At 73.1% G+C, this 11,550-nt stretch carries 8 protein-coding genes; 1 reads left to right on the top strand and 7 read right to left on the bottom strand.

All coding sequences use genetic code 11. The annotated features are described in order from the left end of the window. Positions 1–81: 81 nt before the first annotated feature. The 4 genes from ABD284_RS02675 to ABD284_RS02660 form a co-directional block, all read right to left on the bottom strand. Positions 82–1,527, bottom strand: coding sequence for a ComEA family DNA-binding protein (locus tag ABD284_RS02675; RefSeq protein WP_344140565.1), 1,446 nt, complete (start codon positions 1,525–1,527; stop codon positions 82–84). A 1,169-nt stretch (positions 1,528–2,696) separates the two neighbouring features. Continuing rightward, complete coding sequence (locus ABD284_RS02670; RefSeq protein WP_344140564.1) at positions 2,697–3,716, bottom strand: phosphotransferase; 1,020 nt, start codon at positions 3,714–3,716, stop codon at positions 2,697–2,699. A gap of 194 nt (positions 3,717–3,910) precedes the next feature. Then, on the bottom strand, positions 3,911–4,183 hold the full coding sequence (gene rpsT / locus ABD284_RS02665; protein ID WP_344140562.1) for a 30S ribosomal protein S20: 273 nt from the start codon (positions 4,181–4,183) through the stop codon (positions 3,911–3,913). Positions 4,184–4,417: 234 nt separating this feature from the next. Next, on the bottom strand, positions 4,418–5,437 hold the full coding sequence (locus tag ABD284_RS02660) for a glycoside hydrolase family 18 protein (RefSeq protein ID WP_344140560.1): 1,020 nt from the start codon (positions 5,435–5,437) through the stop codon (positions 4,418–4,420). Between the two features lie 183 nt (positions 5,438–5,620). Between ABD284_RS02660 and lepA the strand changes: the two genes are divergently transcribed. Then, positions 5,621–7,462 carry a translation elongation factor 4 gene (lepA, locus tag ABD284_RS02655; RefSeq protein WP_344140558.1) on the top strand — a complete coding sequence of 614 codons (1,842 nt, stop codon included), beginning with the start codon at positions 5,621–5,623 and terminating at the stop codon, positions 7,460–7,462. Positions 7,463–7,606: 144 nt separating this feature from the next. Here lepA and ABD284_RS02650 read toward each other — a convergent pair whose 3' ends face one another. The 3 genes from ABD284_RS02650 to ABD284_RS02640 are packed head-to-tail and all read right to left on the bottom strand — an operon-like array spanning position 7,607 to position 11,366. Then, positions 7,607–8,512: a sugar ABC transporter permease gene (locus ABD284_RS02650; protein ID WP_344140556.1), complete on the bottom strand. Its 906-nt coding sequence runs from the start codon at positions 8,510–8,512 to the stop codon at positions 7,607–7,609. Next, entirely contained in the window at positions 8,512–10,131 is a 1,620-nt protein-coding gene (locus ABD284_RS02645) for an ABC transporter permease subunit (RefSeq protein WP_344140553.1), read from the bottom strand. The genes ABD284_RS02650 and ABD284_RS02645 overlap by 1 nt, the downstream gene beginning before the upstream one ends. A gap of 2 nt (positions 10,132–10,133) precedes the next feature. Continuing rightward, entirely contained in the window at positions 10,134–11,366 is a 1,233-nt protein-coding gene (locus ABD284_RS02640; RefSeq protein WP_344140551.1) for a sugar ABC transporter substrate-binding protein, read from the bottom strand. Between the last annotated feature and the right edge of the window lie 184 nt (positions 11,367–11,550).

Raw genomic sequence — 11,550 nt, 5'->3', positions numbered from 1 at the left:
GGACGGCAGCCGCGGGGCGCCGCTGCCGGGCGCGCGGCGGCGCTCCGTCCGCGGGCCGGGCCTCGGCGCCCGCGGCGGCGGTCAACCGGCGGCTCCGGCGACGCGCACGCGGTCGGCGAGGTCGGCGAAGCGCTGCTCCCCGATGCCGCTGACGTCGTGCAGCTGCTCGACCGAGGCGAAGCCGCCGTTCTCGGTGCGGAAGGCGATGATGCGCTCGGCGAGCACGGGGCCCACACCCGGCAGCTCCTGGAGCTGGTCGACGGTAGCGGTGTTCAGGTCGATCGGCGCGGACGGGGCCGTGCCGCCGGAGGCCCCGCCCGCGGCGCGGGCAGGCGGGGGAGCCGGGGGCGCTCCGACGAGGATCTGCTCGCCGTCGACCAGGGGCCGCGCCAGGTTGAGGGTCTCCGTGTCGGCGTCGGGGGTCGTCCCTCCGGCCTCTTCGACCGCGTCGGCGACCCGCGAGCCCGCCGGGAGGGTGATGACTCCGGGGGAGCGGACGTCGCCGCCGACGTGCACCGTGACGTCGGCGGCCGGGGTCGGGGACGCCGCCGGATCGGGCGGCGCGGGCGCCGCTCCGCCGTCGCCGGGAAACGGGGACGCCCCGGCCTGCAGAGTGGGCGGCGGCTCGGGCTCGGGACGGGCCTGCAGCAGGAACCAGCCGGTCGCCGCGGCGGCGACGACGCATACGCCGAGCAGAGCGCGCAGGCCGGCGCGGCTCAGCCGCGGCTGGTCGGCCAGCCCGGGTGCCAGGCGTTCGACGAGCGCGGACCAGCGCCGCCACCGGACGAGCTCCGGCCCGACCTCCTCGTAGCCCCGCGGCGGTGCGGAGGGACGCGGCACGCGGCACTCGGCCTGCGCGGTCGAGACTTCGGCGTCGCGGTCATCGAGTGGAGACGTGCGGCGACCGTCGCCATGGTGGCTGTGGTGCTGTGCGTCGGTGGCGGGGGTGGTGTGGTCGCTGTGCCCGGGCTCCGGAGCGGGCGGTTCGGTGTGGTTGTCGTGCGGGGCGGGTTCGGGTCGGGGCGGTTCGGTGTGGCTACCGTCGCCATGGCGGCTGTGGCGCTGTGCGTCGGTGGCGGGGGTGGTGTGGTCCCGCTGCCCCGGTGCCGGCGGGGGCGGTTCGGTGTGGTGGTCGTAGTCGGGGTGGGCGTGGTGCTGTGCGTCGGTGGCGGGGGTGGTGTGGTCGCGCGGAACGGGCTCGGGCGGGGGCGGTTCGGTATTGGGGCCGTGGTCGGGGTGGGTGTGGTGCTGGGCTTTGGTGGCGGGGGTGGTGTCGTCACTGTGCCCGGGTTCCGGAGCGGTGTGGGCGTGCTGCTGTGCGTCGGTGACCCCGGTGACCCCGGTGACCCCGGTGGCCGCGGTGATCCCCGTGAGCTCGGCGGTCCCGCGTTCCCGCTCCGGGGCCGGCGGAGGGGGACCGGGTGTGGCGGGCGCGCCGTCGGTGCCGGAGCCCGGCGGGCGGGTGCTGTTCCGCGCCTCCTGCCGCGCGTGCCTGCCGCGCTGCGTGCGCTGCGGCCGCCCACTCACGGCGTGCTCCGAGGCGCCGTGGTCCGCCGCCGGGCTCGTCGCCGCGGGGGCGCGGCGGTGCCGCCCGGCATGCGTATCGCGCTCTCCCGGCCCGTCGGCGACCGCGGCGGCGGGGTGAGCAGCCTTTCCCCCGGCGCGCGGGCGGTCGGGCGGGCGCCCGGAACCGCTTGCGTCGCCGCCCGGCGGCCGTGGCCCGGCCGGAGCGGGCCCCGGGTGACCGGCTGGGGGCCGCGTGGCCCCGCGTGCACCCGGAGGAGCCGCGTAGGGCGGAGGCGGCAGGTCGGCAGTGCGCAGGTCCGCCGCGCGTCCTGGGCTCTCCGGGGCGGGAGGCGCGGGTCCACCGCCGACCGGGTGGACGGCGTAGGGAGGCGGGGGCGGGTCGTCGGTGCGGTGCGGGAGGGCGGGGAGCTGCTGCGAGGGCGGGGTGGGCCGGTCGGTACCGGTGCGATCTGCGGTCGGGGGCGCTGTCGCGGAGCGTGGTACGCGCGGGGTGACCGGCGGCCGTGCCGGCGCGGCGATCCCGGGCGGTGGGGCGGGCGGGTCCGTGGCACCTGTGGCGGTGCCGCCGCCGAAGCCGAGCCGGCCGCGCCTGCGTCGTCCGGGTCCGGTGCGCGGCGCATCGTCGGTGGCGGAGGACCGGGGACGACGCAGCCGCGGTAGCCGCCGGGCGGCGGCCTGCCGAGCGGCACGGTCCTTCGGACCGGGCGCCGATCGGCGCCCGGCCGTCGGCTCGGGGCCGCCACCGTGAGCTGCGGCAGAGGGCGGAGGCGGCGGGAGGGCGGCATCCGGGACCCGCCCGGGTGCGGGCGGAGCCCGGTGGGCGTCGGTCGCACCCGAACCGGCCGGGTCGGCGGCGCGGTGCCGGTGCGGCGGGCGGTCGGACAGCGCTTGGAGGCGGCGGAGCGCGGCGATCGCGTCAGGGTCGGAAGGGGGAGTGCTGCGGGAGCGGGCGCGGCGGGCGGGCAGTGCAGGCGACATGGGCACGAAGCTAAGCGTCTGCGCCCCCGCCCGTCCTCCCGGATTTCGCGGCTGTGGAAAACCGCGTGCTTCACCGGACTGGGCGAGGAGGCCGCCGAGAGCCGTCCGGCGACACCGGGACCGGGGCACCGTCCTTGCGGGTCACCGTCTTTGCTGGCCACCGCCCCTACCAGCAGCGGTGGAAAGCCGGCTCAGCGCACGCCGTCGTCGGCGTCCGGTGGGCCGGGTTCGGCCGCTGTGATCTCGGTGGCCAGGTTCCGCAGCAGCCGCGCGATCTCCTGGTGCCGGTCCGCGGCGACCGCGGGCTTCAGCTCGGGGAACATGCGGCTCCAGGCCAGCGAGCGGCTCATCGCTGCGAGACGGGTCGCTCGGGGGACCGCGGCACGCAGGGCCGTGGCCGGGAGGGTCTGCGTCCACGGTTCCAGGTAGGCGTCACGCAGGCGCTGCTCGGTGCGGGAGTCGGCGCCGAGCTCGCGGACGGCGATGCGCAGCGGCACGAGCAGGCTGAAGAACGGGTGGGCGACCGCGGCGTCGCCCCAGTCGGCGAAGCGGTAGCCGCCGTCGAGCACGAAGACGTTGCCCACGTGGAGGTCGGCGTGGTCCAGCGACGGCGGCAGCCCGGTGTCGTCGAGCGCCTTGCACTCGGCGTCGAACGCCGACCGGTGACGGATCAGCAGGTCGGCGCCGTCGCCGAGCGCCTCGGTGACGCCGGGGTCGGCGAGGAGGCCGTCCAGCAGCCGGCCCAGGGCCGTCGGCCGCAGGTCGGGGACGCCCAGAGCGAGCATGTCGCGAGCGCGCGCGGCGAGGAGCCGCTGCATCTCGCTGTAGGCGCCCAGTGCGGCCTCCCACACGCCGAAGTCGTCGACGGAGGCCATCTGCTCGCGGAGCGCGCTGCCCGCGTCGGGCAGCAGGGACCAGCCGCGTTCGACGTCGATCCCCAGCGGGGTGAGGACCCTGACCGGCACCCATGTGTACAGGGCTCCGTGCAGCGCCGCCTCGAACTCGCCCCCCGGCGCGTCGGCCTTGAACCAGACCGGCCCCGAGGAGGAGGAGAAGCGGGCCGTCGTCGACCACGGCCGCACTCTCACCCGCGGCGGGTCGGGAAGCAGCCGCTCGCCGCGCTCGGCGAGGCGTTCCGCCGCCCAGGAGCACACGCTTTCACGCCGGTCGGGGTCGTCCCACAGGCTCAGCCGGAGGTCGGTGAAGTCCACGGCCCCTACGCTAGTGTCCGCGGTCCGCGGGCCCGCACGCCTTGCCTCTGTCTCCCGCCGCGCAGCGAGGAGCCGCCGGCCGCCGGTCCCGCGCGCGTCCGGCGGCCGGGCACGGCAAAGGGCCGCCTCCCGCTGTGCGGAAGACGGCCCCGACGCGATCGCGCCGACGCTCGACCGGGAACGCCCGGTCGGCCTCAGCTCGCGTTCTGCAGCTTGTCCAGACGCCGGGCGATGGCGCTCTTGCGGTTCGCCGCCTGGTTCTTGTGGATGACGCCCTTGCTCGCGGCCTTGTCGAGCTGGCGCGCAGCCGAGCGCTGCAGGACGACGGCCTGCTCGACGTTCCCGCCCTCGGCGGCGACCCGGAACTTGCGGATGGCCGTCTTCAGCGAGGAGCGCACCGACTGGTTGCGCTGCCGGCGCTGCTCGTTCTGCCGGATGCGCTTCTTCTGCGACTTGATGTTCGCCATGCGAAAACGTGCTCCAGTTGCTTCTGATCTGCGGCTCGGGCGCGCGTGCCCCGTCCGCGGGCAGCCGTTCCGCGGGGAGGCCGGTCGCGCGCCGACGCCAGGTGTGTGAGTCCCAAGGGCTCATACTGAACGTGGAACGTCCGAGACACGGGACTACCATTATGCCTTGCGCAGGGGAGTGCCCGCGCCGAGCGCGCCCGGTTCCGCCGTGGCGCCGGTCTCGCCCGCCTCCGCTCAGCCGCCCTGCCGCTCCCCCTGCCCGCCGCCCGGGCGCGCCCAGCCGTCCAGGTAGGCCTGCCACTGCCCGCCGGTCGCCGAGAAGTCGGCGTAGAGGGCGGTGCCGAAGCGCTCGCGCCGCTCGCCGCCGTCCGACAGCCCGAGGCGGATGCCGCGCACCGCCGCCGCCGTGGTCTCGGCCTCCGGGTTCCGCGCGGCGTGGTCGTCGGGGTAGGCGGGCACCCCCATCAGCAGCCGCACGTCCTCGGGGACCGCGTCCAGGGCCACCTGCGTCTGGCGCACGACGAACCCGCCGTAGAGCCCTTCGGTGGGCATCCCGGTGTCGTAGGACATCACGGCCACCTGGTCAAGGTGCTCGGCCACCCGCCCCAGGTACCCGCTGGACCAGAACGGGTCCTCGGGCGCCAGCAGGCCGAGGGTGAAAGCCAGCCCGCCCAGCGGCTCCACCGTCGGCACCGCGCTGGACAGCAGCGCGTCCTCGGGCAGCCGGTCGCGGGTCGACTCCAGCAGTTCCAGGAGGCCGGGATCGTTGTTGGGCACCGGCTCGAAGTTGTAGTGGACGCCGTCGAACCCGGCGCCGACCATGCCGGCGCTCGCCTCGACCACGCGCTCGCGGACCGCCTCGTCGCCGAGGGCCAGGCCGCCCTCCTCGACGCGCTGGCCCACCCACGCCGAGACGCGCACGTCCGGCAGCTCCTCGCGGAACATGCGCAGGAACCCCTCCAGCTCGGGGTGCTTGGCCGGGTCCAGCCGCCCGTCGGTCTCCAGCGGTCCCACGTGCACGTACACGTCGCTGATCCCGCCCTTCTCGATGCGCGGCTTCAGCCGGGACAGCTCCGTGTGCCCGTAGCGGCCGTCCACCCATGCGTGGCCCATCCACAGCGCGTTCGAGCCGTCGGAGACGGCCCAGGAGGCGGGCTCTCCGGTGTACTGCACGCGCACCAGCAGCGCCGCTCCCAAAGCCACGACCACGACTGCGGCGATCGCCGCGAGCACGCGCTGCAGGAACCACTTCACGACCGTCCTCCGATCTCGCATAACCTGATGTACGCCGCTCGAGCCATTCTCGCCCGGACGCGCCCCGCGGCGCGGCCCCGGGCGCATGGGATCATGGGCGGCACACCGCGCAGCTTCGCCGCCCCGCTGCGGCTCGGCGCCCCGCCATCCTGGCCAACCTGCGAGCTATCCGAACGGAGCACGGTGCCTCAGCCGAACCGGACCGATCCCGCGCTGATCCGCAACTTCTGCATCATCGCGCACATCGACCATGGCAAGTCGACGCTGGCCGACCGCATGCTTCAGCTGACCGGCATCGTCGAGGACCGCCAGATGCGCGCGCAGTACCTCGACCGCATGGACATCGAGCGCGAGCGCGGCATCACCATCAAGTCGCAGGCGGTGCGCCTGCCGTTCACCGCCCTGGACGACACCACCTACGTCCTGAACCTCATCGACACCCCCGGCCACGTCGACTTCACCTACGAGGTGTCGCGCTCCCTGGCCGCCTGCGAGGGCGCGATCCTGCTGGTCGACGCCGCCCAGGGGATCGAGGCGCAGACGCTCGCCAACCTCTACCTGGCGCTGGAGCACGACCTCACGATCATCCCGGTGCTCAACAAGATCGACCTCCCGGCGGCGATGCCCGACAAGTACGCCGCCGAGCTGGCCGGGATCATCGGCTGCGAGCCCTCCGACGTGCTCCGGGTCAGCGCCAAGACCGGCATGGGCGTGGAGGAGCTGATCAACGAGATCGTGCGCCAGGTCCCGCCGCCGGTGGGCGACGCCGACGCGCCCGCCCGCGCGATGATCTTCGACTCGGTCTACGACACCTACCGCGGCGTGGTCACCTACGTCCGGGTGGTCGACGGCCACCTGGGCACCCGCCAGCGCATCAAGATGATGGCGACCGGCGCCACCCACGAGATGCTGGAGGTGGGCGTCATCTCGCCCGAGCCGACCAAGGTCGAGGGCCTGGGCGTGGGCGAGGTCGGCTACCTCATCACCGGTGTGAAGGACGTGCGCCAGTCGCGCGTCGGCGACACCGTGACCTCGGCGTCGCACGGCGCCACGGAGATGCTGCCGGGCTACCGGGACCCCAAGCCCATGGTGTTCTCCGGGCTGTACCCCATCGACGGCAGCGACTACCCGGTGCTGCGCGACGCGCTGGAGAAGCTCCAGCTCAACGACGCGGCGCTGGCCTTCGAGCCCGAGACCTCGGCGGCGCTGGGCTTCGGATTCCGCTGCGGCTTCCTGGGCCTGCTGCATCTGGAGATCACCCGCGCCCGCCTGGAGCGGGAGTTCGACCTGGACCTGATCTCCACCGCGCCCAACGTCGTCTACCGCGTGGTCATGGAGGACGGCACCGAGCACACGGTGACCAACCCGAGCGAGTTCCCCGAAGGCAAGACCGAGGAGGTCCACGAGCCCATCGTGCGCGCCACCCTGCTGGCGCCCGCCGACTTCGTGGGTCCGATCATGGAGCTGTGCCAGGCGCGCCGCGGGGCCCTGCAGGGCATGGACTACCTGTCCGAGGACCGCGTCGAGATGCGCTACACGCTGCCGCTGGCCGAGATCGTGTTCGACTTCTTCGACCAGCTCAAGTCGCGCACCAAGGGGTTCGCCTCCCTGGACTACGAGCCCTCCGGCGAGCAGGCCTCCGACCTGGTCAAGGTGGACATCCTGTTGCAGGGCGAGATGGTCGACGCGTTCTCGGCGATCGTGCACCGCGAGAAGTCCTACGCCTACGGCGTGGACATGACCAAGAAGCTGCGCGAGCTCATCCCGCGCCAGCAGTTCGAGGTCCCGGTGCAGGCGACGATCGGTTCCCGGGTGATCGCGCGCGAGAACATCCGCGCGATCCGCAAGGACGTGCTCTCCAAGTGCTACGGCGGCGACATCAGCCGCAAGCGCAAGCTGCTGGAGAAGCAGAAGGAGGGCAAGCGCAAGATGAAGGTGGTGGGCCGCGTGGAGGTCCCCCAGGAGGCGTTCATCTCCGCGCTGTCCACCGAGGAAGCCGCCGACAAGGACACCAAGAAGCGCTGAGGGGGTGCGGGGCCCGGCCCGGCCCCGCACGCCGCCCGGGCGGCTCCGGCCGGCCACCGGCGCCACCAGGACGGCCCCGGTCGGCGCCGGTTCCCCGGCTGCCGGGCGCGGCCGCCTGCGTAGCACACCGCCGGCGCCCGGTGCTCAGCCCTTGACCGCGCCGCTGGTCAGGCCCTCGGCGATGTAGCGCTGCAGGAACCAGAACACCGACAGCACCGGGAGCGCCAGCAGCAGCGTGCCCGCCGAGAACATGCCGAAGTTGGAGTCGCGCTGGTCGGCGACCATGCCGTACAGCCCTACCGCCACCGTCTTGGCCTCCGGGTCGCGCAGGAACACGCTCGCGATCAGGAACTCGTTGACGGTCGCGATGAACACGAGCAGTCCCACCACCGCCAGCACCGGTGTGACCAGCGGCAGCATGATGCGGAAGAACGACTGGGCGTGGGTCGCGCCGTCGACCTGGGCCGACTCGTCCAGCGCCGGCGGGATGGTGTCGAAGAAGCCCTTCATCAGCCAGGTGTTGATGCTCAGCGCGCCGCCGAGGTAGACCAGCATCAGCCCCCAGGGGGTGTTGAACCCCACCGACGGCCAGTACTCGCCGACCGTGCTGAACATCAGATAGATCGCGACGATCGCCAGGAACTGCGGGAACATCTGGATCACCAGCAGCCCGTAGAGTCCCAGCCTGCGCCCGGCGAAGCGGAACCGGCTGAAGACGTAGGCCGCCAGCGCCGAGAGGAGCACCGTCGCCGCGGCGTTGGCCAGCGCGATCAGCAGCGAGTTCAGGTACCACCGACCGTAGGCGGTGTCGGCGAGCAGCTGCGTGAAGTTCTGCAGCCCGGCCGCCCGGGGCACCAGCGTGGAGCTGCTGAGCGTGCCCAGCGGGTTCAGCGCGGCCGACACCACGAACACGATCGGAAACAGCGCGAACACCAGGAACACCAGCATCACCAGGTGGCGCCAGCCGGTGCGGCGCGCCCACAGCGCGGCGCGGCCGCGCCTCCCGCGGCGCTGTGCCGGCAGCCGCGCGGATGCCTCGGATCGTGCCATCAGCGGTGCACCTCCTCCAGTGACGCGCTTCTGCGCAGGCTGACCACCGACATCACCGTGACGATGAGGAAGATGAACACCGACAGCGCGGCCGCGTAGCCGTACTGGGCGCCGCTGACCCCGAAGGCCAGCCGGTAGGTGTAGGTGATCAGCAGGTCGGTCGCTCCGGCCAGCGGGTTGTCCGTCGGGAAGGGACCGCCCTCGGTCGTCAGCCACACCGCGTTAAAGTTGTTGAAGTTGAACGCGAACGTGGCCACCAGGATCGGCGCCATGGCCACCATCAGCAGGGGGAAGGTGACCTGGCGGAGGGCCTGCCAGGCGCCTGCGCCGTCGATGCGCGCCGCCTGCACGAGCTCGCGCGGGATCGACTGCAGGGCGCCGGTGGCCACCAGGAACATGTAGGGGAAGCCCAGCCAGATGTTGACGATCAGCACCGCGGCGCGGGCCGTCCACGGCTGGCCGAACCAGTCGACGTCCGGCCCCGGCAGCATCCGGTTCAGCAGGCCGAAGTCGGCGTTGAACATCGACCGCCACAGCAGGAACATCGCAAAGGAGGGCATGGCGTAGGGCAGCACCACCAGCAGCCGGTAGGCGGTGCGTCCGCGCAGCCGGTGCCGGGTGTGCAGGGTCAGCGCAACGCCCAGCCCCAGCGCGAAAACCATCGCCGTGGTTCCGGCGGCGAAGGCGACGTTCCAGGTCAGGATGCCCACAAACGATGATCGGGTCTCGGGGTCGCCCACGAAGCGCAGGAAGTTGTCCAGCCCGACGCCGACCCGCCACCCCTGCGGCAGCCGCTCCCCGTTGTCGGACACGAACGCGCCCCGCTCGTCGTCGGCGGTGTAGACCCGCCCGTTCCGGGAGTCGGTGATGCAGTCGCAGCCGGAGTCGTAGGTCAGGCCTGACCGGCCTTCGTAGGCGCTGGAGAACCCGCTGGAGCGGATGCCGGTGCCCGCGCCCGTGGGAACGGCGAACCCGGTGATCTCCTCGCTGCGGGAGTTGGCCTCGCTCGGCGGGACGACGGTGTAGCCGGGCGCGTCGGTGATCTTGCCGGAGGGGCCGACCTCGGCCCCGGTGAGCGGCCGCAGCCCGTCCTCGTCGCCGGCGTAGGCCGCGCCGTCGGGCGCGGTCAGCAGGAACACCAGTTCACCTTCGGGCGAGGACCCGCGGGCGGCCACCGTCAGCGTGTAGGCGGTGGCGTCGGCGGTCCGCTCGACCGAGGAGGCCTCGATCTGGTCGATCGCCTGCTCCTTGGTGCCGCGGTGCCCGTCGCTGTAGTTGGTCACCGAGGTGCTGAGGGTGTAAAGGACCGGGACGATCTGGAAGGCGACGAGGAACAGCGTGCCCGGGAGCAGGTACTTGGCGGGTACGGCGCGCTTGGAGAGGTAGACGTAAAAGATCAGCGCCGTGGCGGCCACGACCACGCCGACGCCCACCCACTGCCCGGCGGCGTAGAGCGGGAACACCGCCCACAGGGCTATGGCGGCGGCCAGTGCGAGCATTCCGGTCTTGGCCGCCTGCCCGGCGGCCGACCCGCGCGGGGCCAGCGAGCCGCCGGGCAGCGGTGGCCGGGCGGGCGCCCCGCCGGGGGCGCCCCCGGCGCTGGAGCGGTCCTGTGCCACGGTCAGCCGATCTCTTCGCGGATCGCCTCGGCGGCCGACTCGACGGCCTCCTTCGGGTCGGCGCCCCCGATCACCGCGGCCTGCGCCTTGCCGAAGGGGTCCCAGACGGCGTCCATCTCGGGGATGGCCGGCATGGGCCGCCCGTTGGCGCCCGCGTCGGTGAACGCGCCGACGTCGGCGTCCTCCTCGCCGACCTTCTCGGCGACCTCGTTCAGCGCGGGCGGGCGGGGGTCGGCCTCGTACAGCGCTGTGGCGAGTTCGGGGTCGGTGACGTAGTTGGTGACGAACTCCTCGGCCAGCACCTTGTTCTTGCTGCCGGAGGCCACGAAGAACGCCTGCACGCCGACGAAGGGCACCGGCTCCTCGCCGCCCTCGAAGCCGGGGACGGGCGAGATGCCGTACTCGACGCCGGCCTCCTGCACCGCGGCCAGCGACCAGGGGCCGGTGACGAAGTAGGCGGTCTTGCCCTGGGTGAAGAGGCTGCCGACGTTGTCGCCGTCGATCGAGCGCTTGAACGCGCCTTCGCCCTCCTCGCCGAACTCGGCGATCCGCTCGAACGCCTCGACGGACGCGGGCTTGCCCACACCCAGGTCGGAGGGGTCGGGGGCGCCGTTGTCGCCGGTGCCGAAGAGGTATCCGCCGGCGGAGGTGTAGAAGGGCTGCATGTGGTAGGGGTCGCCGGTCTGGCTGACCTGGAGGCCGAGGATCTCCTGGACCTCGCCCTCGTCCTTGAGCCGCGACCCGGTCTCGACGAGGTCCTCGACGGTCTCGGGCGCCTCGGGCGCGAGCGCGGTGTTGCGGATCAGCGCGAGGTTCTCCATGGCGTAGGGCACGCCGTAGAGCCGGCCGTCGTAGGTGGTGGCCTCGACGGCGACGTCGTTGAGGGCGTCGACCTTCTCCTGCGGCAGCTGGACGGGGTCGATGGCGCCGTTCTGCACCAGGTTCCCGATCCAGTCGTGGGCGCCGACGAGCACGTCGGGTCCGGATCCGCCCTCGTGCGCGGTGACGAAGTCGGCCTGGATCGTGTCGACGGCCACCTCGCGCACGTCGACCTTGATCCCGTTGGCCTCGCCGAACTCCTCGGCGAAGGGCTCCAGTACCGCGGTCCGTTCGGGGTCTGCCCAGATGACCATTCCGCCCTGGGGCTGGTCGGTCTCCTGGCCTCCACCTGCGCACGCCGTCGCAAGCGCGAGGGCGGCGGTTCCGGCGAGGAGGCCGGCGCTGCGGATTCTCATATGGCTCCCTTTTCGGGCGTGACGCCGCGGACGCTCCCCCGATCTGTCCCGGCTTGTCGGTTGTAGGAGGTGAAGTGACGCTAGCAATACTTTGCAATGACTGAAAGGTCTTGCAGAGAAATCCGGTCACAATGTGGAAACGCGGCCGAAGCCGGCGGGAGGGCCAAAGCGGGCCCGCGCTCGG

The sequence above is a fragment of the Streptomonospora arabica genome, from assembly GCF_039531585.1.
Lineage (GTDB): Bacteria > Actinomycetota > Actinomycetes > Streptosporangiales > Streptosporangiaceae > Streptomonospora > Streptomonospora halophila.
Note: the sequence above shows the minus strand (reverse complement) of the source record. Positions and strands in the feature narration are given on the sequence as shown.

Excerpts from the sequence above, each read along its gene's own strand:
- rpsT (WP_344140562.1), bottom strand. The coding sequence starts at position 4,183 with ATGGCGAACATCAAGTCGCAGAAGAAGCGCATCCGGCAGAACGAGCAG.
- ABD284_RS02650 (WP_344140556.1), bottom strand. The coding sequence starts at position 8,512 with ATGGCACGATCCGAGGCATCCGCGCGGCTGCCGGCACAGCGCCGCGGG.
- ABD284_RS02640 (WP_344140551.1), bottom strand. The coding sequence starts at position 11,366 with ATGAGAATCCGCAGCGCCGGCCTCCTCGCCGGAACCGCCGCCCTCGCG.